Here is a 23,449-nt window from a genome sequence, read left to right as displayed (position 1 = left end):
AAAATGAAATTTCACATTTAAGTCGATTTATAGTCTTATTTCCATTTTATTGTTAAAGTTATCCGATTAATCATGCAAGTCTTCGAACTGGTTCACTATCATTTCCCGTTCTTTCTGTTCAACTTGACTGCGAAATTCAAGCCACTGCTCTGTCTCCTCATCATCATAGATGGTCCATATGTCGGAAAAAAGGAAATCCCGTAACTGGACAACTTGCCCGGACCATATACCGCCTACCCAAAACAAACCATCCGGACGACGGATGACGGTACGGGAGAACCCGGGTGTGGACGCCTTTTGCCCGATACGGATGCGTGTGATCATATTACCCAGTGTATACCAGTCCACATGAATCCCTCCCTTACATATTCAAGCTTCATCATAACATAGGCAAAACAGGAAAAGCTGTAAAAACGGTGGTTGCGATTCAATCCTTTGCTCCGGGTGTAATGGTTTCTCAAAGCAAACAAACACGCTAAGGAGATGATTACAATGAATGAGCCCCATCGTACGGTTGAGGTAGAACATAAGGATGTTCAGCATAAATCGGATTCAAGTATGGTCGCTTCCACATTTATTAAATATGCCGCATATATCATTATCTTTTTCGGATTCTTATACTTCTTGGTTAAATATGTATTCCCCAAATTCTAAGGCATTCATATCGTAGTGAACACCCGGAGATAATAACCTGTGCAAGATTACAACACTAGCGCTTTGGGTAACTACGGAGTAAGAAGCTTTGGACAACCGACAATGAAAGGAAGTGTTACTCATGTCTGACAAACCAATTAGTAACGAAGAGAGCGACCGCTATTATGACCGTTATCAGAGGTCCCGCGATATTCCACCAGAGACGGAAGTCCCGGAAGGCGATATGGACACCTTTGATGAAGTTTCCGGCAGACGGATTGTTACGGAAGATTCGGATCTGGCACCCGTAGCCGCAACCGCTGTGGATGAGCCGGAATTGGATTCACGTTTGGCTGAGACACCGCTGGAATCTGTACCGGATGCAGATCTTCTGCAACCGAACAGTCCGGTTGATCCTGCTGCACCCGATCCGGATGCTTTGCATGGTACCGACTTGCTTAATGGTGCTGGTGCGGATGCTAAACCAGAGAACGACATTCCACCGCGACATTAACAGCTGTTATGACATCCTGAATGAGGAGGTGCATACACGATGAAGGAAGATCGCCAAAAGCATGTGCATGAACCGGATAATCTCGTGACCGAACGGGATATTGACCCGGACTTCGGACTGTTCACTGAGGACTCCTTCCCCGAAGCACTTGAGGATGAGGATCAACGTGATGCGGTCGAACATGCCATTCCCAAAGAGAAGGCTTCTCGTAAGCCCTCTTCGGATGACTAACTTATATAGATCCGTAGTAGACTTAAAAAAGATGACGTCTGTAATTTCACAGCGTCATCTTTTTTGTTACCTGTAAGTTCACTTTCTCTTAGTGATTTAGCATCATCGCTTAGCGGAAACCTTACTTGCCACGGGCAGTTTGTGATCCAATCCTGACCACTTCGCTACCATCGCAGTGATGATCAATGCCACTCCATTAATAATAAATATCCAGCGTATCGGTAGCCAGCCCCCAAGTACACCACCAATAATCGGTCCCGCCATCGTCCCGATCTGGGCAGCGGATTGATTCAGACTAAAAGCCCTGCCCCGGAAACTCGATGCGGTAGCCTGCACAATCATGGCGTTAATTGCCGGAAATACAGCGGCAAAGAATAAACCATACACAAATCGTAAAATGCCGAATGCGATATATCCTGTTGTAAAGAACTGCAGAAGATTCCCTACAGCCCCACCAACAAGTCCAATGATCAACACTTTACCGTATCCAATCCTTGAACCAATCTTGCCCCAACGCGGTGCCATAATAACTGTTGCTACCCCCACCGCTGAGAAAATAATACCCGAGCTGAGTGAGGCACGATCCGGCTGAACGCCCATCTCCATCACATAGACCGTCAATAATGGCTCCAGAATCATGACGGAGAACGTACATATGCCCATCATGCCAAGCACCGTCATAAACAAACGATTCGCTCTTGCTTCACGAATGTCATCCATGACGTGGGAACGCGCTTTGTTCCGGTTGAAGTTCTCTTCTTTTACCCAGAAGGTTGCGATGATCGCGGAGACTAACACAACAATAGCCGAAAACAAAAATGCATTCCGGTTCCCATAATAATGACTCACCACGCCACCAATTAACGGTCCGATAATACCACCCGTGGCTCCTGCAGTGGACATAATACCAAGTGCATAACCAGTCTTCTCTTCAGGTGTATTTGTACCTACCAGAGCAATCGCTGCTGGAACAAACCCTGCAAGCAGACCCTGAAACAATCGAACAACAATCAGTGAATACGGGTCCTGCACGAAATAATTGATTAAATACAAGACGGCAAGGCTGTATCCCGACCGGATCAGCATAGGCTTGCGTCCGTATTTGTCAGCCAGTGATCCCCAGAACGGAGACACGAGTGCACTCGCAAGAAATGTAATGCCAAATGCCAGTCCTGACCATAACTCCAAGTGATCACGAACCCCCAAGTCAGCACTTAGAAACAGGGGCAGAAATGGAATCGAGATCGAATAGGCGGTGCTGCAAAAAAATACACCAATCCACAATATGACCAGATTGCGCTTCCACGAGAAGTTCATATACCCGCACGCCCTTTCCGTTACTGACGCCGGGACTGCCGTGTATTGGAGCGGACGGAACAGACCCGTACGTCCCCGATGCGGAAGCATTTTCCTTATTTTACACCCATCATTCCTTGAAGGCCATCCCTTGTTCACCACAAACACATGTATTACATTGCCATCCTGTCCACAAAAACGGTATGATAGTTGGGTAAATATCCAAATATGATTTGGAGAAAATATATAATGCAGAGATGCAAGGAGGAACGTTTTCATGTCTTTACGGTGGAAAAAAACAACCGCAGTATCGCTCGTTCTTGCGATGTTGCTTATCGTCATTAGTGGTTGCGGACGCCCTGCAACCAGTGCCGAGCAAGCGCCGGTCCCGGCCGCACCTGAAGGTCCAAACCCGGTGGCTACCATTGAGATGCAGGATGGTCAAAAGATCGTTATTGAGCTCTATCCCGAGATTGCGCCAAACACGGTGTATAATTTCATCTCCCTTGCGAATAAAGGGTTCTATGACGGCCTGATCTTTCATCGGGTCATTCCGGGCTTTATGGTTCAAAGTGGTGACCCAAATGGTAACGGTTCGGGCGGCCCGGGATACACGATTAAGGGCGAATTTACATCCAACGGTCACAAAAACCACCTGAATCATACTCGCGGAGTTATTTCCATGGCACGAAAAGATGGAGATCTGGATTCCGCAGGCTCCCAATTCTTCATCATGTTAGCTGACGCGGATCATTTGGATAATGCCTATGCTACTTTTGGAAAAGTGACCGAAGGTATGGAAGTTGTGGATAACATTGCAGCTCAGGAAATAGGTGAAGGTGACAAACCCGTTACGGATCAAGTTATGAAAAAAGTTACGGTAGATACCCACGGTCTGGAGTATCCAGAACCGATAAAAATGCCTTAATTAACTTCCTTTCCAAACGGATAATAATCCATGGTTATGACTTGAAAGGAACTCTAAACAAACAAAAGCTCTGTCCTGTGCGTATCTCGCAAGGCAGAGCTTTATTTATTGATTTTAATGATAGCGGTTACATATATGACTTTATAAAAAATGACCTCTTCCGGCATCATCCTCAATACATCCATCCCATCAAACGTAACCAGCCGATAATCGCAATCCATAACGGGCAGCTAAAGGCAACGCCCCATGCAAGCCCTTTCAGTAAACCACGGTTTACTTCCACGAACAACGACTCCTTTCTCCAGGGAATAGTCGCAGTATCGGTAATAGTATATGATTTTATACCCGTTTTCATTCGTCACGCAACCCTCGTTTTCCTGCTTTTGTTCCGGAGATTCATGGAATGCTTTACGGGAACCTGATATACTATGACTACTGTACGATAAATGGAACCTGATTCATGTTTGGAAAGGAGATTTTCCTATGGCAAAATCCAAAAAACGCACTCCTGCTCCCAAAGCAGCAGTAGCACAGGATAAACCCACAACACTGAAGGATCTGCTTAGCAGTGATGTGCTGGAGAAGCTGAAAGCTCAGGCGGATGAGGCAAAGGCTGCTGAGGTGGCACTTAAAGAGCAGGAACGTCAGCAAGCAGAAGAAGCTCGCCAAGCGGAGCAGAAGCGCCGGGATAACGATTTCGAATATTTGCTCAATAACAGTGCAATGGACTGGAAGAAACATAAGTAAGCCAGGGCATGACCTAAGGATGTCTTCTATCACACATGCCAAAATAATATTACAGCAGATCATGAAGATGATCTGTTCAAAGAACAGGGCCGCGTTGCGGTCCTGTTCTTTTTGATATATACACATATGATTCACGCGTCTTGAGCCGGGTATGTTAGAAATAGAGCGTACAACGATAATCTAACTCTTGGAGGGATCAGAGATGACAGAACAACGTTTGGAAGGCAAAGTGGCGATTGTAACCGGAGGTGGATCGGGTATTGGTCAGGCTACTGCTATTCGATTCGCCGAGCATGGAGCCAAAGTGTACATGCTGGATCGCACACCCGAAAATGCGGAGGAAACAAAACAGACGATTGAAAAGGCTGGCGGAGAAGCGTATGTGATCGAATGTGATATCTCCAAACCGGACAATGTGCAGAAGGCGATCAATCAGGCTGCGGCTGAAGCGGGTAAACTGGATATCATATTTGCAAATGCAGGCATTAACGGAACGATGGCCCCGATTGAAACGATGGAAATCGAGGACTGGGACCAGACGATGGAGATCAATATGCGAGGAACCTTCGCAACCGTAAAATATGCTATTCCCCATCTGAAAGAACATGGCGGCAGCATCATTATCACCAGTTCCATCAACGGTAACCGGGTCTTCTCAGGGATCGGTTTCTCTGCATACGCTTCCAGCAAAGCGGGACAAACTGCGTTTACCAAGATGGCTGCACTGGAGCTGGCTCGTTATAAGATCCGTGTAAACGCCGTCTGCCCAGGTGCCATCGATACCAATATTGATGATAATACCTATCCGTCGGATGATCTGAAAGAAGTACAGATTCCCGTTGAATTCCCTGAGGGTCATGAACATCCGCTTAAGGGCGAACCCGGAACGTCGAAGCAAGTCGCAAACCTCGTCCTGTTCCTCGCTTCCGATGAAGCCTCTCATGTTACAGGTACACGAATCTATGTGGATGGTGCGGAATCTCTGCTCCGTGGATAAAAATATAAAGATAAGTTGGTCCCTTTCAGGGACAACGCCAAAACATCCCGTAAGCAATCTGATCCGTTCAGATTACTGCGGGATGTTTTATATAAAGAGTTTATAATGCGGCGCAGGCGCAACTACTAGGATTATCCCTATACCGCGGAGCTTTTACCTTTTTTCACACGATGCTTCAACCGATCTGGAATGGCAAAGAGCAAAATGTACATCAGCGAGAACAAGACTAATGCAAGGATCTCTTCCCCAAGGATGTACATGGGATACGGACCTAGCACATCCAGCACCGAGGGTGTACTCGGTTTGTGTCTCAAAAACATGTAATTCGCGTCAAGCATGACATCTACAATGTATACGATTAGTGCTGCCACATTCACAAATATCATCGAACCTGCTACAGATCTCCAGCTAGGTCGCAGCTGTTCTACCCAGGTCATGTAGAGTAAAGCCAGAATGATACAGGCATGAGCAACGAAAAATTGAATGAATCGAAAATGTGCATAACCATAACCCAGATTAGGAGTCAGGATCGCCATAAGGGCTCCAGCAATACCTGCAAACAGCAGTGCAGAATGTAACAGTCGACTGCGTGTTAACAGTAACAACGCCGATAATAGCAGAGACAGACTGCATAGTTCGAGTGGCAGTGAAGTCTGCAGGCTCCATATCCCTCCATACACATACCAGAGTTGCAGCACGATTTCGCAGGCAAACATGATGCAGGCCAGAACAATCCGCAGTATGCGGCGTGCCCTCTCTGACCATGATCGAAGATGGTGTCGAAGCAAAAACATCAGTACAATCAATACTGTAATTACGCTAATTGAAACGATATGTGAAGTGGAGAACAGGATAAACGGCTCTGCATCATAAGGGTCCAGCCATGTTGGATACGCCATGCATCTCTTCTCTCCTTTACAAGGATCTCACCAACAGTATCTCTCTTTAATGTTAACTTTTTCATTTTGCCATTGAATGAAAGAGCTGTCCAGTTGGAATTCTAAATAAGCATTGTAATTTAAATATCTTTATGTTAAGATAAATTCAGAAACAAAACAAACGAAAAGTTAGTAACTTTCTTAATCGAAATGAAATATACCGTACTTAACAAACGTTCAACTGAACATTTACACTATCCCATTTCATCTAGGAGGAAATATTATGCAAATCAAAGGACTTCACCACGTATCCGCTCTAACAGCACATGCCGATCAGAACTATCGTTTCTACACCAACATCATGGGTTTGCGCCTCATCAAAAAAACGGTCAACCAAGACGACGTGTCCGTCTACCATCTCTTCTATGGCGATGAAAAAGGCAATCCGGGTACCGAACTTACCTTCTTCGAGATTCCGATGGCCGGACAGACTCGTGAAGGCGTGAACAGCATATCCGGAACGTCACTGCGCGTTCCAAATGATGCGGCACTTACTTACTGGCAGCAGCGTTTTGACGAATTCGAAGTCCCACATGGAGAGATTGTTGAACGGGGTGGTCGTGCCACGCTTTCGTTCACAGACTTTGAAGGACAACGTCTGATTCTGGTCTCGGATGAAAACAATACAGGTGTCGCTGGTGGTAAACCATGGGATCAGAGCCCTGTGCCTGCCGAGTATGGCATTGTAGGTCTTGGCCCTATCCATCTTACGGTAAAAGATGCTTCCCTTACCGCTCCGGTTCTTACCGAACTGCTCGGTTTCAGAGCTAAAGGAAGTTATCCTGCCTTTACTCCAGGTCAACCTGATGTACTCGTTTTTGAATCCGGTGAAGGTGGCAGCGGCTCCGAGGTGCATGTTGAGGAACGGAATGACCTTGCCCAAGAGCGTCCTGGACGTGGTAGCGTACACCACGTTGCGTTCCGTGTGGATAACGAAGAAGAACTGAAACAGTGGGTGGAACGGGTTCGTAACTTCCAATTCCCTAACTCCGGTTTTGTAGATCGCTTCTACTTCCGCTCCCTATATTTCCGTGAAGCAAACGGTATTCTGTTCGAACTTGCAACCGATGGTCCGGGATTTGATACAGACGAAGAATTGGAGCATCTGGGTGAATCCCTTGCTTTGCCTCCATTCCTTGAAGGTCGCCGCGCCGAGATTGAAGCTAATCTCAAACCGCTGGATACCGTCATTCGTTAATATTCGTAACAAAAAGAAAATAAAAACGATGTTCACCAGGCAACTCTGAATACCGGATACGGTTCAGGAATCGCCTAGTGAATCATCGTTTTTTTATGTTTATGCTTGTCTTGCCCCTTCTGTAAGGTCGCAAACTTGCAGATTGTGTTTTACTTCGTCAGATACGATGTTGTGAGCGGTACAAACAGAGCCGAACCCGGATCTTCAGATACAATCTCTACATAGACAGCGTCTGTACCTTTAACATCCACATCTAGACTCATCATACCGCTTTCTGGAGTGATATTGAACTTTTTGAGTGTCGCGAGATCCTGATCATAGATATGAATCTCCTGATTTCCTTTCAGCGCGGCAAGTTCCAAGTGCAGAGAAGAATACTTTTTACCCGTATTAATCTGGATATCATCCCCCTGTTTCGTAGGATCATTATGCAGATAAACATCCTTGTAATCCTTGCCTTTATATGTGGTATCCTTAGGATCTTTGGTGTGCCAAGCGGTAGATCCCAGTACGGATGTTCCAAGTGCACTCAGCGTTACTTTTCCGTTGGTTACGGGCGCAGATCCATTCTTTCCGCCAATCAGGACGGATGAAGTTGCACTGTCATAAGTGATCTCTGTCCCAAGCAAAGATCCCACAGCACGCACAGGCAAATAAGTCGTTCCGTTGTAAGTGATAGGCAACACTGTTTTACCATTGGCATCTTTGGCTGTCACCGTGGCACCATCCATTTTTAGCGTAATCTTGCTGTTTAGATAGGCTTTAATCTGCTCCAACCCTGTTGCTGCGAGTGCACCTGTTCCGATCCCAAGCGTTAGTGTACCTACCATCAAACCCAGTACAACTTTTTTCTTCATCAAAATCCCTCCTGAATGTTAAAATGATTTGTCCTTTATACATTTAAACGACTAAAGTGATAATGTCAATTGTTTACTGCATTTTTAGTACACATTGCCTATTTCCGGGTAGCACAAAACGAGGCTGTATGTCCCCATTTTTTTCAGCCTCGCCCTGTTTCCCATTGTCCGTATACGGAGAAAGGAAGATATTCTTGTCAGTTGTTCACTTAACTCCACAATCGAGAACTTTTAATTCCCACTGCACTATGATATCAACAGGATGATATCAACAGGATGATATCAATCAAAAGATTCATAAATATTCTTCTTCATACACTTCCATGCTGTACTTCAAATCTACGGCCTTCCACTCGCCATCTTGATACTCATAAGCAAATGTCAGATCACCCGCATACAAAGCCGCACCGTAAGATCCTGCTGCTGATACGACAAGCTGGCCATCCTCTACACTGTAATAGGTAACTCCACCGAACCCCAACTCTTCGTTATATACGCCGCCACTCGTATCTTCCTCGATCCGTAAAGGTTCTGCTTGAACGCCATCAACGGCGACATCAACATCCACACGGTCTGATCTAACCGTAACTTTTGACTTCACATGTTGTTTCGCAATCTCATCCAGAGATTGCATCTTCATCTCTTCCAGCGTTACCGGATTAATGATACGTGCTTGTCCCAAATAAATACCTGTTCCATGACCTTCCGTGTACAAAACGATAATTTCTTTCTGGCCGTCTCCATTCAGATCCAACTCGTGCACTTCGGGTTTGTAAGACCCGCCTTCTCCCTGCCAATCACTAAATTCTCGCGTTTTGCCGTCCACTTCCAAAATCATTCCGTTATATATATATCCTGAACCCTCAACTTTCATGGGGTATAATCTGACGTTCTCATTCTCTGGAGCTACCGAAACGTATTCCTCTTTCACAGGAATGGATTCCTGTGTTGTCTTCGTTGTGTCATGCAGTTTATCTATATTGGAAGCCTCGACCACTTCGGTCTGGCTGGATTGATCATCTATGTTAAGCTGTTTTTGCGATTCATTCATGGTTCTGGCAGCCGAAGTTGTACTAATCGTAGCTACCGCCAAAATAATCATCAGCAGGATACCTGTCCAAGTTTTCAATATACTGGGCTCCTTTATCTGTTGTGATAATCCTATTATATCTTCATTTATCGCCTGCAAGTTGCGAATTTGTTAATCTTTCATAAAATAATCTTTACAAATTTTCGTTTTCACGAAAGAACGTTCGGCTTTAACCAGAATAAGCAAATTATCATGCCAAAACTGTGCTCCAAAAACAAAAAAAATCCCGAACACAGCTTAAGGCTGCATCCGGAATGCTTTGGTTTTGTCCAATAACCGATCGGTTAATTGTCTCAGTTCTTCAGCCGAGGATGAAATCTCCTCCATGATGGCTGTCTCTTCGTGTGCGGCATCCATAATTCGTCTCGCCTCATCCGAGAACGATCCAGCTTTCCCTTGGATCTTCTTCACATGACCGTGCGTTTGCTCCACGCGACCGGTCTGTTCTGCAATCTTGGAGCCGATATCATGTGCACCCTTCATAAATACTTCCACTGTACCTGTCAGTTCATGCAACGTCTGATCCACAGAGACGGTCCGCTCCGATTCATTAACCACGAGACCATGCTGCTCATGAGACAGTTGGGCTGTCTCCCTGATCCGCTCTTGCACACGACTAATCAGCTCATTAATACGGTGTACCGATTCCTTACTTTCGTCTGCCAGCTTGCGGATCTGCTGCGCCACGACTGCAAAACCAGAACCCTCTTCGCCAGCTCGTGCAGCCTCAATGGAAGCATTCAAGGCAAGTAACCCAGTTTCCTCTGCGATGTTTTTGACAGACTGGGTAATTACCTCGATATCGGAGGCTTCCTTCTCCAGCAACAGCATAATATCGCGGGAACGATTGTGCGACTCGGCCAGCTCGTCCATCCCTTTCATCAACGATGAGAAAGTCTGTTTGGTATGATCCACCGATCGTTCCATCTGACCGGACATCTCTGTCATGTCCATTGACTGGCTATGCATACGTTGGAAATCGTTCAGCATCTCATCCGCAGTGATCAAAGATTGATGGGAAGTGACCTTCTGCTCTTCTACGCCTACTGCAATATGATCTACCGCATCCGACATCATCTCGATCTGTTCAGCGGCCTGGGTAATCGCTTCACTCAGAGACTGTGCGTTCTGTGAAGTCGTTCTTGTACTGTCTGCAATATCATTTACAATGCTTCGAAGGTTAGAAACCATTGCGCGAAAAGCATCATATAATACAGTAAGTTCATCCTGCGTGCGTCGCTGCGGAATCTCGGTTGTCAGATCTCCCGCTGAAACCTGCTGTGCAGCCCGGGACAGGTGAACGATTGGACGAGTCAGCCAGCGTGAGGCAAACCATCCCAGAATCCCGTTCCAGCATACTCCCATGATCAGGATAATCGATATGTATACCCAATTCGGAATATCTAACGTAACCCAGTCTTTGACAAAAAATATAAAAAAGCCGCTAGTTCCGTAGGTAATAATCGAAATCAGTACCAGACCTGCGACAGTCTTTGCTCCTAAAGTCCATTTCATGTGCACACCCCGTAGTCCTTTTTTCCTATTTTACCAATCAAGTACCAAATTTCATGTGATATACATCACTGAAAACGTTCTATTCCCCCTCATACTTGCCGTTCATGCATGACTTCTCTACCATATAGCGCATAATGTATAAGACAAGCTTAGCCACCCCTCCCTTTCTTAAAAATTGAATAATATCCCATTTAATATCCCTAATTTTATTTATTATCGGCACAAGAGGCCAAATGATTTAGATTGGCATCCATTTTGCTTAAATGATATACTGAGTGCGCTTCAGCAACGCTGGAGCCGAACTATTTTTATTGATGCCACTGGAGGCGAACGAGATGTCTACTATGTCCACACGGACGGAGAAAGATTTTATCGGTGAAAAAGAAATCCCGGCTTATGCTTATTACGGAATTCAGACGGTACGGGCCGTGGAAAACTTCCCGATTACCGGCGTTCCGGTACACCGGGAGCTGATCACGGCTCTGGCTGCGGTGAAGAAGGCAGCAGCGATTACCAACATGGAGTTGAAGATGCTGCCGAGCAAGATTGGCGATGTGATTGTCATGGCAGCTGAAGAAATGATGAAAGGCCATCATCTGGATCATTTTATTGTAGACTCCATTCAGGGCGGTGCAGGCACCTCCATGAATATGAATATGAACGAAATTCTGGCCAACCGCGGGCTGGAACTGTTAACCAAAAGCAAGGGAGACTACTTCCATTGCAATCCCAATAATCATGTGAACATGTCCCAGTCCACCAATGACGTGGTACCTACAGCACTGCGCATTGCGGCGTACCGACTGTCGGAGACGTTACTCGCTACCATGAAGAGACTACAGGATGCGTTCCGTAAAAAAGAAGTGGAATTTAACGATGTGGTCAAGGTTGGCCGTACCCATCTTCAGGATGCCGTACCTATTCGCCTTGGACAAGAATTCGGAGCTTATGCCCGTGTAATCGGACGGGATATTGAGCGTCTTGAATTCGCCAATCGCCGCTTGCTTACCATTAACATGGGTGCAACTGCGGTAGGTACAGGTCTCAATGCCAAACCCGAATATATCGTCAAGGTTACAGAGCACCTGTCTGATGTTACCGGACTTCCACTACAAACAGCTGAGGATCTCGTGGATGCAACGCAGAACACAGATGCCTATCTTGAACTTTCAGCGGCGCTGAAAGTATGTGCGGTTAGCCTTTCCAAAATCTGTAATGATATTCGCATGATGGCTTCAGGTCCGCGTGCAGGATTCAATGAATTGCGCCTGCCACCGCGTCAGCCAGGTTCGTCCATTATGCCGGGCAAAGTCAACCCCGTTATGGCAGAAGTCATTAACCAGGTATCCTTCCAGGTGATGGGGAACGACCATACGATCTGTATGGCGTGTGAAGCCGGTCAATTCGAGCTGAATGTCATGGGCCCAGTTATTGCGTTCAACTTGCTGCAATCGCTGAAAATTATGAATAACGGCATCGATGTTTTCACGCGTTATGCAGTTGAAGAGATGGAAGCTAACCGTGAGCGCTGCGAATTAATCATGAAGCAAAGTTTCAGTGTGGTTACGGCGTTGAACCCGCACTTAGGTTATAATGTGGCAGCTTCCATCGTGAAGGAAGCGCTCAAGACTGGACTTTCCTTGCAAGAGATTATTCTCGAACGCGGATTGCTGACACCGGAAGAACTGGAAGAGATTCTTCATCCGGAACAGATGACTACACCAGGGATTGCCGGAGAACACTTCCTGCGTAATATGGAACGTTTGTAGGTAATCAGGAAAACTAATGCAGCAACCCAAACACAAATAATTAACAAGAACCCCCGCAGACCGTTTATCCGGTTTGCGGGGGTTCTTGTATTCAGAGATGATAAGACGCCAGCTATTCGATTAAGCCCAACGTTTACGCTCAAGGGAAGGCAGAATCTGAAGTTCCTCCCTGTACTTGGCAACCGTTCTGCGGGAGATGACAATCCCCTCCTCGGCGAGCAATGTGGCCAAATGACTATCCGAGTATGGACGCTGAGCCTGTTCCATGCGAATGATTTCTTTTAATCTACGTTTCACCGCTGATGCTGATGTTTTATCCCCTGACGTTGTACTGATTCCCGAGGCAAAAAAAGCCCTGAGTTCATATACACCATGTGAGGTCTCAATGTATTTACCGTTCACCGCACGACTTACCGTTGATTCATGTATGCCAATCTTCTCTGCAATAACAGCCAGATTAAGTGGTTTTAGCGCGGATGGGCCTTTGACCAAAAAGTGCTTCTGTTCTTCCATCACTGCCGCCAGCACACGCACTAAAGTTCTGCGCCGCAAGTGTACACTCCGAATGATAGCCCTCGCCTCTGCCACGCGGGTAGACCAGGTTGCGTCGGGAGCCTCTTCCCTGATCCAGCGGAAGCACGCTTCATTCATCGATACCCGAGGGTTACCTGTTGCATGCAGACTATAATGGACCTCACCGTTACGCAACCCAACAATAGCATCCGGAATAATGTAATGTGGCCGTTCTGTACATCCGATGGATCGACAGGGCTTGGGGTCCAGACGTGTAATATAGTCATAGGCAGTCTGAGCTTCCCGTGAAGTCATACCTAATCGACTCCCTGTTCTACCTGGGTGAAAAGGAACCAGTGCTTCCAATCCCGCTTCCACCATCCACTCCGCATTCAGCACTGCTGATGGATCACGTCTAATCTGGAGCAACAGACATTCTTGCAGATTCCGCGCCCCTACACCAGCAGGGTCCAGCGATTGGAGAAGCTCCAGTCCCGCTGCAATCTTGCTCATCGAAAGCTCAAGTGTTGCTTGCACCTCTGCCAGTTCAACCGTCAGATAACCATCATCATTAACGCACCCTGCCAAATATATGGCCATATTTTCCAATTCGTCTGGAATTGTCATTACTCGAATTTGCGCAATCAGCAATTGTTCCAGAGTAGGTTCGGCACCTTTGGCCTGAAGCAACGGGTCATAGGAATCATACCTGCGCTGATCCATTCGCCGCGGAATCCGGGCAAGGGGCGTAGCTTGTTCTTCCAGTTCAAGCACCGGATTTTCCTCCGCCGCATCCTGCAAATAACGGGTCAGATCCTGACCAGACATGGTTAGCAATTGAAAGGATTGTTTCATCTCCGGCGTGATGGACAGCCGAATACGTTGTTCCTGTACCAACTGAACACCTAACATCCGTTACCCTCCTTATGCCTTCGGTAATAAGCATCTGTGTTTCTTATACGAACAAAAGGATTTGCAGGGATAATAGCATACTATTCAAGTGAATGTAAGAAGTTTTTAGTTGGATCATGGGTTTCTGTCTAGTATTTCTCGGATACCAGCTTCGCCTGGGTAAACAACAGCAGATAGTCTCTTCCACCTGCCTTGGAATCCGTGCCTGACATGTTAAATCCGCCAAATGGATGTGTGCCTACCAGTGCTCCGGTACATTTCCGGTTGAAATACAGATTACCCGCAAAGTACTCACGTCTTGCCTGCTCCAGATGTTCACGATTACGTGAGATCACCGCGCCGGTCAGACCATAGTCTGTATTATTGGCGATATCCAATGCATCCTGGAATGATTCTGCTTTGATGAACGCAAGCACAGGACCAAAAATCTCATCCTGAGCAATCCGGGCTTTGGGATCCACATCGGCAATTATGGTTGGTTCAATGAAATAACCTTCAACGTTCCCGGTACCGCCACCGTGCACAAGACGTCCCTCGCCCTTGCCAATTTCAATATATTCCGTGATCTTTGCATATGCCTTGTCATCGATAACTGGTCCAACCTGACTGCCAACTTCAAGTGGACTGCCCATCGTCAGTTTCTGTGTCCGTTCAATCACTTTTTGCAACACTTCATCATATACATCCTTATGAATAATGGCACGGGAACACGCCGAACATTTCTGTCCTGAGAAACCAAATGCCGAAGCGGTAATGGACTCTGCCGCGAGTTCCAGATCACTGTCACTGTCTACAACGATAGAATCCTTGCCGCCCATTTCTGCAATAACCCGTTTAATCCACTTCTGACCTGGAGCAGTACGTGCTGCACGTTCATTAATTCGCAGTCCTACATCTCGGGAACCGGTGAAACTGATAAACCGGGTGAGCGCATGATCCACAAGATAATCACCCACTTCACTGCCTGGTCCAGGTAAAAAGTTCACGACGCCATCCGGCAGACCAACTTCTGCGAGCAGCTCCATAAACTTCGCGGCAATCACCGGAGTTGTGCTGGCGGGCTTTAATACTACCGTGTTGCCGGATACCAGTGCAGCAGAGGTCATACCTGCCATAATCGCCAGTGGGAAGTTCCAAGGTGGAATAACAACACCAACGCCCAGCGGTATATAACTCAGTTCATTATCTTCCCCTGCAATCCGCACGAGGGGCTGCGGTTCACTCAGTCGCTGCATATCCCGTGCATAGAATTCCATAAAATCAATGGCTTCCGCTGTGTCCGCATCCGCTTCAGGCCAAGTCTTGCCGGCTTCATAGACCATCCATGCGGAGAATTCATGCTTGCGACGGCGCATAATGGCAGCTGCTTTGTATAGATAACGGGCCCGTTCATTCGGGTCAGTATGTTTCCATGTGTGGAATGTCTCCGCCGCTGTCTGAATGGCCTTTTCGGCCAATTCTCGATCTGCCTGATGGATCGTTCCGACAACTTGATTCTTGGCTGCGGGGTTCACGGAAGTTAACGTGCGGCTGCTTGTTATTTTTTTCCCACCAATAATAATCGGGTATTCCTGCCCAAGTTCAGCTTCTACCTGACGAAGTGCGTCTTCAAATGCTTCCTGGTTCGCCTGGACTGCAAAGGGTGTGAATGGTTCGTTAACAAAAGGGATATTCATCAATGATTCCTCCTTCAGGATGTAAGATTCGCTGGCTGCTCGCCTGAATTATTTTGCATGTTACTCATCACCAAATATATGTAGCAAAATCCGTGCCAACTCCGGTTGAGATTGAAATATTTTTCTCGTTAAATTTAACTAAAGAAAATTCACACGGGCCACTCCGATGACAGAATAACCTTCCGATCGCTGTTATCCCCAGATTTTTTTGATTCCTTTTTATAAAGTTAAAATTTCCATGAAAAATAGTAGACCATCGCCAAATCTGGCACGTTTCTTGCTTGAATTAAGGATGCACAATGCTGAAGGAGGAAACGAAAATGAGTGTGGGAACGGAAATATATCGCAAAACCTTATTAACCGTGGCAGGCAACAAAGCTGTAGAGAACCTGTCTATTAGATATGGTAAGAAGCTGGCAGGCAAGTTTATTGCAGGAAACACCTTGGAAGAAGCTCTCGAAGAGATCCACATACTCAATAATAAAGGCATTATGGCTACACTCGATCATCTGGGCGAAGGCATCACCCGCCTGAGCGAAGCGGCATTGTACAGGGATGAGTATGTACGCCTGGTAGAAGGCATTGCACGTGAAGGCGTAGACTCCAACGTCTCGCTAAAACCAACCCAGATGGGCCTCGCACTTGACCCGGAAGAGGGTTATCGAAATATTCGTACCGTTGCCGCACAAGCCAAATTACATGATCTATTTGTTCGAATTGATATGGAGGATAGTCCATTTACTCAAGCAACGCTGGATATTGTGCGAAGACTGCACTCGGAAGGACTGCATAATACAGGCACAGTATTGCAAGCCTACCTGCATCGTACCGAAGAAGATACACGTGATATGATTCGGGAAGGCATCCGGCTTCGACTGGTTAAAGGTGCTTACAAAGAACCCGGATCAGTCGCCTATCAGAATACTTCTGAAGTCATTCATCAATTCAAAACGATGATTCGTAATCACCTCGATCAGGGTGTGTACACTGCGGTTGCCTCGCATGATGATCACATCATTAACTGGACAAAACAATACGTCAAGGATCGGGGAATCTCGCCGGATGCCTTTGAATTCCAGATGTTATATGGTCTGCGCATGAGCGAACAGGAACGTCTCGCCAAAGAAGGTTATCGCATTCGCTGTTACGTACCTTATGGCACCATGTGGTATCCGTACTATACTCGCCGTTTGGCCGAAAAACCGGCTAATCTCTGGATGGTCGTTAAGAATATGTTCCGATAGTTATTTTCCAGCTGGATCAATATTTATGAAAAAAGACAAAAGAAAACCATGTCGCCTCTTTTTTTCTGGGCACATGGTTTTTTGTGTACGAACACTTTACGAGAGCATCCAACTTGACGAATGGTCTAAACAAAAGTTGACAACTATATAGTTAGGCACCATACTATATGTATGGACAATCAAAACAAATCAACAACTGATATGTACCTCATCCCTTCGTTAGTACAAACGAAGCGTCAGGTTGATCGCTATCAATTAGACGTGGATGCACAAGCCGTGCTTGTCGCATCCAGACTGATGGTAGCAGGAGCCAAACTTGGGCATGCTGCAGAAATCCATTTCTCCAGATTTGGTTTATCGACAGGACGATATCGTCTGTTGGCAGATCTTGAAGATCACGAAGGAGAAGAACTGCCCTCCCAACTGGCGGAAAATCTGGGTGTAACCCGTGCTACCGTAACTGGTCTAATCGAGATTTTAGAACGCGACGGACTGGTTGCTCGTCGGACGAGTTCCGTTGATGGTCGTCAGAAGTCAGTCATTTTGACCGCCAAAGGTGCGAAGAAACTAACGGATATGGCTGCGGAACATTTTGCCAGACTGGAAGCGATGGTTGGATTACTTACGATCGAGGAAAGGAGTGTGTTTCTCAACCTGCTGGGGCGTGTAACACAAGGTATTGCTGCACTTACAGATGAGTCACACGACTTCTCCGAACCAAAATCCTAGGAGCATAACGAAGAAAGGTGAACCGGGCTAGTTCAACTAGCCCATTTTCATCACCATATAGTTAGGCTCCTAATTACTTATAGATGAAAGCAAATCAGTGATTTCTAAACAAAAAAGGAGTAGTGATATGGTTAACCTTAATGACCCCATTCATTCCGAGGAAGCTTATCCAAACCGAGCTGCTAATCCTCCCCCAAAACCTTTTGTGCTGTGGCGTGAATTAATCCCGGCCTACTTGTCTCCTGCCATCATGGCAAGCATCGGGGGAATCGTTACCGCTGATGAAGTCCTTCAGTTACGAGCTTTAACAACGATTGGAGGGGCGTCTCTGCTTATGGCTCTATGGGCCGGACTCTGGCTTCGTAACCGTAAGAACCGCACACGGTGGGTGGCAAAAGCCCCCCGAATCATTGTCGTGGGCTGCTTGGCACTTGCAGGCGCAGGGTTTGGCTTGGTGGCGGCGTGGGGGATTTCTAATGTATTGCAGATCGTAAACCCGAGTTCTTCATGGGCTTGGTTGGATCATATTGGGTTCGATTTTCCATTGTCCGGTGCAATAGCTTGTACGATCATGACATGGCGCTGGCGAGCTTACATTATCAAATAAACAAGTTCATTATAAGGAGAGATTGAAACATGATTACTATTATTGGAGCAACAGGCATGATTGGAAATGTACTTTTGAGACGTTTGATGGAAAGAGGTATTCCCGTTCGGGCAGTAAGTAGAAAGCCGGATAAGCTTCGTCAACAAATGGCGGACTTGGCGTTGTCCGGGATTGAAATCTGTGCTGCCGATGCAAATGATTCCGAATCCATGCGCAGAGCTTTGGCGGGTACCAGTCAACTATTTCTAGCGTTATCCAACAACCCTAAACAAGTGGAACTAGAGACATCCATTATTCAGATGGCTGCGCAAGAGGGAGTCAAGCATGTCGTCAAAATATCCAGCCCAGCATATGACGAACGTTCACCAGTAACTGTAGCAGGCTGGCATGAACAAATCGAGCAAGCTCTAGTGAAATCCGGGATGACATATACAATGCTGCGGCCCTATGCTTTTATGCAAAATCTGCTCCGACTCGCACCAACCATTACAACTCAAGATGTATTCTTCGGCTGCATTGGAGATTCCCCGTGCAACTTCATCGATTGCCGAGACATCGCAGATATTGCCACAGAAGTGCTGACTAGAGACAAACCAGTGAACCGCATCTATACGCTTACCGGTTCCGAAGCATTCACTTATGCACAGATTGCAGATAAAATGTCCACCCTGTTCAATCGTCCGATCGGATTCTTCAACCTCAAACCCGAGGAGCTTCGAACGGATCTGATCGAACATGGACAGATGCCTCCTTGGCTTGCAGACCACGTTGTGGAAATTCAGACGATGTCTTCCGTTGTGCCAGAGAAGCCGACAGATACGGTCCAACGCTTGCTTGGCAGAGCGCCGCGTTCACTTGATGCATTCCTGAGAGAACATCGAGATGCATTTAAACCAAGGCTGTAAACCAAGTTATACAATAACGAAAAGGGGCTCTCTCGCTCCAAGCGCTAACGACCCCACCGCATATTAAAGCGATAAACAAAAATGCTAAGTTTAACGAACTTCAGCGTTCTAGAGGATGGTTATGAGCTCTACAGGAATCCTAGCCGGTAATAATGTTTTTAATGAGAGAACTTAACTATTAATTAAGCTAAAGTCTAGCCACTCAAAAAGAGCGGCTAGACTTTATATTATGACTCTTTTAATGCGAAAATTATTAAAGTGAGAACTTCCCATGATTTGCGACCGAACACTGTCAACCACTAATTATGAGATAGGACCACAATTTTAAATGTCTATTTTTCTGGACACACCCATTTATTATTTAAAAGTTAACCACTTAACTGTTGAATAAGAATAGAAGCATTAGCATTGGTCTGTGTTCCACCTGCTAGTGTTTGCAGACCAACAGCTGATGCGCTGGAATGATTCCGTAATGTCAGCACATCACCGGGAGCAGCCGTAATAATGACCATGCCTGGATTCGGTTGAGTCCCAGCTCCTGAACCATAGACACTGCCACCTACAGGGGCTCCGTTTTGATAAAGGGTGAATTGGTTTGCCTGCACACCTGCAACGTTGAAAAACACCGCATAGTCCCCGGCATTACCAATAATAATCGCAGCGGTATTGGGCGCATGAGTAATATTAGTAAGATTTTGGTTGCTGTCGAAGATTACATCCGCTTCAATAGCTACAGTTTGAGCTGAAGTATTAAAAACATAGGCATAAGAGGACAACCCTTGCCCTGCTGTACCGGTTGCTCCAGTGACACCTGTTGTTCCGGTAACCCCAGTGCTTCCTGTTACTCCCGTAATACCCGTGGCTCCTGTTACTCCGGTAGCCCCGGTACTTCCCGTTGCTCCTGTAACACCAGTCGCTCCTGTCACTCCAGTAGCTCCTGTCACTCCAGTAGCTCCAGTGCTTCCCGTTACTCCAGAAATGCCCGTGGCTCCTGTCACTCCGGTAGCCCCGATACTTCCCGTTGCTCCCGTAACACCCGTGGCTCCTGTCACTCCAGTAGCCCCGGTGCTTCCCGTTGCTCCCGTAACACCCGTGGCTCCTGTCACTCCGGTAGCCCCGGTACTTCCCGTTGCTCCTGTAACACCAGTCGCTCCTGTCACTCCAGTAGCTCCTGTCACTCCAGTAGCTCCAGTGCTTCCCGTTACTCCCGTAACACCCGTGGCTCCTGTCACTCCGGTGGCCCCGGTGCTTCCCGTTACTCCCGTAACGCCAGTGGCTCCTGTTATTCCGGTGGCCCCTGTGCCTCCTGTTACTCCCGTAACGCCCGTGGTTCCTGTCACTCCGGTGGCCCCGGTGCTTCCCGTTGCTCCCGTAACGCCCGTCGCTCCTGTTACTCCGGTGACCCCGGTGCTTCCCGTTACTCCCGTAACGCCCGTGGCTCCTGTTACTCCGGTGACCCCGGTGCTTCCCGTTACTCCCGTAACGCCCGTGGCTCCTGTTACTCCGGTGACCCCGGTGCTTCCCGTTACTCCCGTAACGCCCGTGGCTCCTGTTACTCCGGTGGTCCCAGTGCCTCCCGTTACTCCCGTAGCTCCTGTCACTCCAGTAGCTCCGGTGCCTCCTGTTACTCCCGTAATACCCGTGGCTCCAGTGGCTCCAGTTACACCCGTTGTGCTCAGCGTTTCTCCCAATAACTCCTGGGATACCAATCGGTGAGCCGCGACTAATTCGCCTGCGGCATTTTTACCCCATACGGATATTTGTGCTTCTGGAGCAGCCGTGTCTGAGGTTGAAAATACAAACTCAAAAGCATCAAAATTCCCATTATAAACTTTGGTTATGACCTGATTAGGTGATACATTGAGCAGTTCTTCTACATATAATGTTCTGACTCCATTAAGGTAATAGCCCCGAAGAAGCACTGTGAACACATCTGTCGCATTCCGGTTATCGATTTTGACCGTAACGGATTGAGTTGGTCGGATCCCCGTTATTCCTGAAATATTATTCTCAATGGGCCCAGTTGATAGAATCGCCATTTCATCACCCTCCTTCGATTGAATTCATTCATTTCAGTCCTTGGTATAGTATTATTCAGACGATACTTAATGGTGTGGACAAATTGAGAGTCAACATATAGAATCACTTAACCTGCCCAGTGAATGTGTTGAGATTAACGAACTGATACTGTCATGTTCATGAATGCTTCACTTTCGCTTCAGATTGAGAACGTATTCTAGTTGTACAAAACAAAATTAACCACTATTTCCGATTGTCTTATGTATGATTCATGTCAAAAAATCTATACACACTTCACTTTGAAAGCTATAATATGGATAACTATCTCACTCAAATATTTCCATTTACTCCGATCATAAAAGTTCCTTGTAACAGGTACAGTTCTGAAAGTTATGCCCTAACTGAGGTGATATCGATGAAACATTTACTTCCAGAATTAATGTCTTTATTGCGTACGGATATGGATGTTCTGGATACAGACCTCCCCACACTTACCATTCCGTCATCAACATCGTTGGTAGATGCCTTCTGCTTATTCGACACATCTTCTTATTTATTCCTTCAGGATGATGGCCCTCTATTGGGATATATCGCCGTATCCGATGTTTTGCATGCCATGATGCATGCGCATCGCCTAATAGAAGCTTATTTTGAGACCACACTGGAGACAGCGGGTTCAGCTCTGACATTAATTAATGAAGATGCCAAAGTGGCCTACTGGACAACTGGCGCGGAGCATGTTTTTTCGATCAGCAAAAATGATATTATCGGACAACCCGCGGCGGACTTTTTTCCTCCAGATCGGCTACAGTCTCTCAAGACGTTGTATACCGGCGAAACGGTCTATCGCAAACAGCATCAGCCACGGCCCGACCTGTTCGCCCTGATTAATGCTCGTCCTGTCCAACTGGATGGACATATTGTGGGTGCAGTTGCTGCCGAAGTGGATATAACAACCGAAATCCGATTACATCAGGAACTATTACATATGACCTCCAAAGTCCAGCACCTGGAGAAAGCCGTTGCTCGGCTACGTCCCGAATTAGATCCATTTGCCAGAATCAAGGGCAGCAGCCCGGTCATCAAGCAGTGCATGGATACCATTCGCAAGATCAGCACCACCTCAGCAACCGTACTTATCCTCGGAGAGAGTGGCACAGGCAAGGAGTTATTCGCCAAAGCCATTCATGATCTTCGTGAATTGCAGACGGCACCGTTCATCGCTATTAACTGTGGGGCAATTCCCGCTTCCTTGTTCGAAAGTGAATTATTCGGCTACGAAAAAGGCGCCTTCTCCGGAGCGGATCCCAAAGGCAAAAAGGGCAAGATTGAACTTGCCGAAGGGGGTACTCTTTTTCTGGATGAGATCGGTGAGATGCCATTGGAATTGCAAGTGAAACTGCTTCGGGTGTTGCAGGAGAAGAGTTACTTTCCTGTGGGGGGAACGCGAATGAAACAGGCCGACTGCCGGATTATCGCTGCGACCAATCAGAATCTACGGAGTATGATTGCACGCAATCAATTCCGAGAAGATCTCTACTATCGGCTGAATGTCATTAACCTTGTCATCCCTCCTCTGCGTGTGCGCAAGGAAGATCTCTATGAGTTAACCCAAACGTTCCTTCAAGAATTCTCATTGCTCTATAACCGTCATATAGAGTTGGTTCCACCTGAAGTATTCAAATTGCTGTTCCAATATGATTGGCCAGGCAATGTACGTGAATTACGAAATGTGATCGAACGCCTGACCATTCTGACGACAGATGGTGAGGTGAAGCAGGAATATCTGCCCGACACCCTCACTTCCCTCACCATACAAGAACAGTCCGAAATTCAACTGACATCCGGAATTCATTCACATGCCAACAACGAATATCAGCAACGTCAGGATTCAGCAGGAGCAGAACAAGAACCTCAAACAGTTGCAAATGTGGACGAATCAGATCCCTCGGATGATTCCGAACTTGTCTCCGGTGTTACCTACCAGCAAAAATTGGACACCTATGAGGCGCAACTTCTAATTCAATATCTGAAAGCAGCAGGTGGCAACAAACGAACCCTCGCCAAGCAACTTGGCATCTCCAGGGCAACGCTCTATAATCGCATGAAGAGGCTTGGTCTATGACCAGCC

22 protein-coding genes are annotated in these 23,449 nt (G+C 46.8%); 13 read left to right on the top strand and 9 right to left on the bottom strand.

Annotated features, from left to right (window positions below):
• Positions 1 to 66: 66 nt before the first annotated feature.
• Positions 67 to 348 (bottom strand): hypothetical protein, encoded by a 282-nt coding sequence (locus tag MKY01_RS06140; protein ID WP_282319167.1) that lies wholly within the window; start codon positions 346 to 348, stop codon positions 67 to 69.
• 144 nt (positions 349 to 492) lie between these two features.
• Here MKY01_RS06140 and MKY01_RS06135 point away from each other — a divergent pair, with 144 nt between their 5' ends.
• The 3 genes from MKY01_RS06135 to MKY01_RS06125 all read left to right on the top strand — a co-directional run bounded on the left by MKY01_RS06135 (position 493) and on the right by MKY01_RS06125 (position 1,378).
• Complete coding sequence (locus MKY01_RS06135; protein WP_017690239.1) at positions 493 to 654, top strand: hypothetical protein; 162 nt, start codon at positions 493 to 495, stop codon at positions 652 to 654.
• Positions 655 to 775: 121 nt separating this feature from the next.
• Positions 776 to 1,147, top strand: a complete 372-nt coding sequence (locus MKY01_RS06130) for a hypothetical protein (protein WP_036611534.1) — start codon at positions 776 to 778, stop codon at positions 1,145 to 1,147.
• Positions 1,148 to 1,186: 39 nt separating this feature from the next.
• A complete protein-coding gene (locus MKY01_RS06125; RefSeq protein WP_036611535.1) occupies positions 1,187 to 1,378 on the top strand; it encodes a hypothetical protein in 192 nt (63 codons plus the stop codon).
• A gap of 102 nt (positions 1,379 to 1,480) precedes the next feature.
• Here the strand turns inward: MKY01_RS06125 and MKY01_RS06120 are convergent, their stop codons facing one another.
• Complete coding sequence (locus MKY01_RS06120) at positions 1,481 to 2,695, bottom strand: MFS transporter (RefSeq protein WP_036612104.1); 1,215 nt, start codon at positions 2,693 to 2,695, stop codon at positions 1,481 to 1,483.
• Positions 2,696 to 2,951: 256 nt separating this feature from the next.
• Here MKY01_RS06120 and MKY01_RS06115 point away from each other — a divergent pair, with 256 nt between their 5' ends.
• The 3 genes from MKY01_RS06115 (at position 2,952) to MKY01_RS06105 (ending at position 5,346) form a co-directional block, all read left to right on the top strand.
• A complete protein-coding gene (locus MKY01_RS06115) occupies positions 2,952 to 3,602 on the top strand; it encodes a peptidylprolyl isomerase (RefSeq protein WP_315372497.1) in 651 nt (216 codons plus the stop codon).
• Between the two features lie 483 nt (positions 3,603 to 4,085).
• Positions 4,086 to 4,349, top strand: coding sequence for a YqkE family protein (locus MKY01_RS06110; protein WP_076327358.1), 264 nt, complete (start codon positions 4,086 to 4,088; stop codon positions 4,347 to 4,349).
• A gap of 202 nt (positions 4,350 to 4,551) precedes the next feature.
• Complete coding sequence (locus MKY01_RS06105; protein WP_036612094.1) at positions 4,552 to 5,346, top strand: SDR family NAD(P)-dependent oxidoreductase; 795 nt, start codon at positions 4,552 to 4,554, stop codon at positions 5,344 to 5,346.
• 137 nt (positions 5,347 to 5,483) lie between these two features.
• On the opposite strand, the gene MKY01_RS06100 is transcribed toward MKY01_RS06105, so the two are convergent.
• Positions 5,484 to 6,245, bottom strand: a complete 762-nt coding sequence (locus MKY01_RS06100; protein ID WP_282319168.1) for a TIGR02206 family membrane protein — start codon at positions 6,243 to 6,245, stop codon at positions 5,484 to 5,486.
• Between the two features lie 262 nt (positions 6,246 to 6,507).
• Between MKY01_RS06100 and MKY01_RS06095 the strand changes: the two genes are divergently transcribed.
• On the top strand, positions 6,508 to 7,482 hold the full coding sequence (locus MKY01_RS06095) for a ring-cleaving dioxygenase (RefSeq protein ID WP_282319169.1): 975 nt from the start codon (positions 6,508 to 6,510) through the stop codon (positions 7,480 to 7,482).
• Positions 7,483 to 7,631: 149 nt separating this feature from the next.
• Here the strand turns inward: MKY01_RS06095 and MKY01_RS06090 are convergent, their stop codons facing one another.
• The 3 genes from MKY01_RS06090 to MKY01_RS06080 form a co-directional block, all read right to left on the bottom strand.
• On the bottom strand, positions 7,632 to 8,339 hold the full coding sequence (locus tag MKY01_RS06090) for a stalk domain-containing protein (protein ID WP_036672368.1): 708 nt from the start codon (positions 8,337 to 8,339) through the stop codon (positions 7,632 to 7,634).
• A gap of 295 nt (positions 8,340 to 8,634) precedes the next feature.
• Complete coding sequence (locus MKY01_RS06085; RefSeq protein WP_282319170.1) at positions 8,635 to 9,468, bottom strand: hypothetical protein; 834 nt, start codon at positions 9,466 to 9,468, stop codon at positions 8,635 to 8,637.
• Positions 9,469 to 9,666: 198 nt separating this feature from the next.
• Positions 9,667 to 10,944, bottom strand: a complete 1,278-nt coding sequence (locus MKY01_RS06080) for a methyl-accepting chemotaxis protein (protein ID WP_036672371.1) — start codon at positions 10,942 to 10,944, stop codon at positions 9,667 to 9,669.
• 335 nt (positions 10,945 to 11,279) lie between these two features.
• On the opposite strand from MKY01_RS06080, the gene MKY01_RS06075 reads away from it, so the two are divergent.
• The gene (locus MKY01_RS06075; protein WP_017690253.1) at positions 11,280 to 12,713 is read left to right on the top strand and encodes an aspartate ammonia-lyase; all 1,434 of its coding nucleotides are present in this window, start codon (positions 11,280 to 11,282) and stop codon (positions 12,711 to 12,713) included.
• A 120-nt stretch (positions 12,714 to 12,833) separates the two neighbouring features.
• On the opposite strand, the gene rpoN is transcribed toward MKY01_RS06075, so the two are convergent.
• Together rpoN and pruA are read right to left on the bottom strand one after the other, a co-directional pair.
• A complete protein-coding gene (rpoN, locus tag MKY01_RS06070) occupies positions 12,834 to 14,138 on the bottom strand; it encodes an RNA polymerase factor sigma-54 (protein WP_282319171.1) in 1,305 nt (434 codons plus the stop codon).
• Between the two features lie 128 nt (positions 14,139 to 14,266).
• On the bottom strand, positions 14,267 to 15,814 hold the full coding sequence (gene pruA, locus MKY01_RS06065; RefSeq protein ID WP_282319172.1) for an L-glutamate gamma-semialdehyde dehydrogenase: 1,548 nt from the start codon (positions 15,812 to 15,814) through the stop codon (positions 14,267 to 14,269).
• A 320-nt stretch (positions 15,815 to 16,134) separates the two neighbouring features.
• On the opposite strand from pruA, the gene MKY01_RS06060 reads away from it, so the two are divergent.
• From MKY01_RS06060 to MKY01_RS06045, 4 genes are all read left to right on the top strand, one after another.
• The gene (locus tag MKY01_RS06060; protein ID WP_282319173.1) at positions 16,135 to 17,058 is read left to right on the top strand and encodes a proline dehydrogenase family protein; all 924 of its coding nucleotides are present in this window, start codon (positions 16,135 to 16,137) and stop codon (positions 17,056 to 17,058) included.
• Positions 17,059 to 17,229: 171 nt separating this feature from the next.
• On the top strand, positions 17,230 to 17,787 hold the full coding sequence (locus tag MKY01_RS06055) for a MarR family transcriptional regulator (RefSeq protein WP_047841886.1): 558 nt from the start codon (positions 17,230 to 17,232) through the stop codon (positions 17,785 to 17,787).
• A gap of 127 nt (positions 17,788 to 17,914) precedes the next feature.
• Positions 17,915 to 18,394, top strand: a complete 480-nt coding sequence (locus MKY01_RS06050; protein ID WP_036612071.1) for a hypothetical protein — start codon at positions 17,915 to 17,917, stop codon at positions 18,392 to 18,394.
• Positions 18,395 to 18,423: 29 nt separating this feature from the next.
• The gene (locus MKY01_RS06045) at positions 18,424 to 19,299 is read left to right on the top strand and encodes an SDR family oxidoreductase (RefSeq protein ID WP_036612068.1); all 876 of its coding nucleotides are present in this window, start codon (positions 18,424 to 18,426) and stop codon (positions 19,297 to 19,299) included.
• Positions 19,300 to 19,667: 368 nt separating this feature from the next.
• Here MKY01_RS06045 and MKY01_RS06040 read toward each other — a convergent pair whose 3' ends face one another.
• Positions 19,668 to 21,338 carry a collagen-like protein gene (locus tag MKY01_RS06040; RefSeq protein WP_339285868.1) on the bottom strand — a complete coding sequence of 557 codons (1,671 nt, stop codon included), beginning with the start codon at positions 21,336 to 21,338 and terminating at the stop codon, positions 19,668 to 19,670.
• 395 nt (positions 21,339 to 21,733) lie between these two features.
• On the opposite strand from MKY01_RS06040, the gene MKY01_RS06035 reads away from it, so the two are divergent.
• Entirely contained in the window at positions 21,734 to 23,443 is a 1,710-nt protein-coding gene (locus MKY01_RS06035; protein WP_339285866.1) for a sigma 54-interacting transcriptional regulator, read from the top strand.
• The last annotated feature ends 6 nt before the right edge of the window (positions 23,444 to 23,449 follow it).

The sequence above is a fragment of the Paenibacillus sp. FSL R5-0486 genome, from assembly GCF_037975155.1.
Classification (GTDB): domain Bacteria; phylum Bacillota; class Bacilli; order Paenibacillales; family Paenibacillaceae; genus Paenibacillus; species Paenibacillus amylolyticus.
This window is presented reverse-complemented; position numbering and strand designations above follow the sequence as displayed.

Bases quoted from the DNA above. Each gene is read 5' to 3' on its own strand.
- MKY01_RS06135 (WP_017690239.1), top strand. From the start codon at position 493: ATGAATGAGCCCCATCGTACGGTTGAGGTAGAACATAAGGATGTTCAG.
- MKY01_RS06130 (WP_036611534.1), top strand. From the start codon at position 776: ATGTCTGACAAACCAATTAGTAACGAAGAGAGCGACCGCTATTATGAC.
- MKY01_RS06125 (WP_036611535.1), top strand. From the start codon at position 1,187: ATGAAGGAAGATCGCCAAAAGCATGTGCATGAACCGGATAATCTCGTG.
- MKY01_RS06120 (WP_036612104.1), bottom strand. From the start codon at position 2,695: ATGAACTTCTCGTGGAAGCGCAATCTGGTCATATTGTGGATTGGTGTA.
- MKY01_RS06115 (WP_315372497.1), top strand. From the start codon at position 2,952: ATGTCTTTACGGTGGAAAAAAACAACCGCAGTATCGCTCGTTCTTGCG.
- MKY01_RS06110 (WP_076327358.1), top strand. From the start codon at position 4,086: ATGGCAAAATCCAAAAAACGCACTCCTGCTCCCAAAGCAGCAGTAGCA.
- MKY01_RS06105 (WP_036612094.1), top strand. From the start codon at position 4,552: ATGACAGAACAACGTTTGGAAGGCAAAGTGGCGATTGTAACCGGAGGT.
- MKY01_RS06100 (WP_282319168.1), bottom strand. From the start codon at position 6,245: ATGGCGTATCCAACATGGCTGGACCCTTATGATGCAGAGCCGTTTATC.
- MKY01_RS06095 (WP_282319169.1), top strand. From the start codon at position 6,508: ATGCAAATCAAAGGACTTCACCACGTATCCGCTCTAACAGCACATGCC.
- MKY01_RS06090 (WP_036672368.1), bottom strand. From the start codon at position 8,339: ATGAAGAAAAAAGTTGTACTGGGTTTGATGGTAGGTACACTAACGCTT.
- MKY01_RS06080 (WP_036672371.1), bottom strand. From the start codon at position 10,944: ATGAAATGGACTTTAGGAGCAAAGACTGTCGCAGGTCTGGTACTGATT.
- MKY01_RS06075 (WP_017690253.1), top strand. From the start codon at position 11,280: ATGTCTACTATGTCCACACGGACGGAGAAAGATTTTATCGGTGAAAAA.
- rpoN (WP_282319171.1), bottom strand. From the start codon at position 14,138: ATGTTAGGTGTTCAGTTGGTACAGGAACAACGTATTCGGCTGTCCATC.
- pruA (WP_282319172.1), bottom strand. From the start codon at position 15,814: ATGAATATCCCTTTTGTTAACGAACCATTCACACCCTTTGCAGTCCAG.
- MKY01_RS06060 (WP_282319173.1), top strand. From the start codon at position 16,135: ATGAGTGTGGGAACGGAAATATATCGCAAAACCTTATTAACCGTGGCA.
- MKY01_RS06055 (WP_047841886.1), top strand. From the start codon at position 17,230: ATGGACAATCAAAACAAATCAACAACTGATATGTACCTCATCCCTTCG.
- MKY01_RS06050 (WP_036612071.1), top strand. From the start codon at position 17,915: ATGGTTAACCTTAATGACCCCATTCATTCCGAGGAAGCTTATCCAAAC.
- MKY01_RS06045 (WP_036612068.1), top strand. From the start codon at position 18,424: ATGATTACTATTATTGGAGCAACAGGCATGATTGGAAATGTACTTTTG.
- MKY01_RS06040 (WP_339285868.1), bottom strand. From the start codon at position 21,338: ATGGCGATTCTATCAACTGGGCCCATTGAGAATAATATTTCAGGAATA.
- MKY01_RS06035 (WP_339285866.1), top strand. From the start codon at position 21,734: ATGAAACATTTACTTCCAGAATTAATGTCTTTATTGCGTACGGATATG.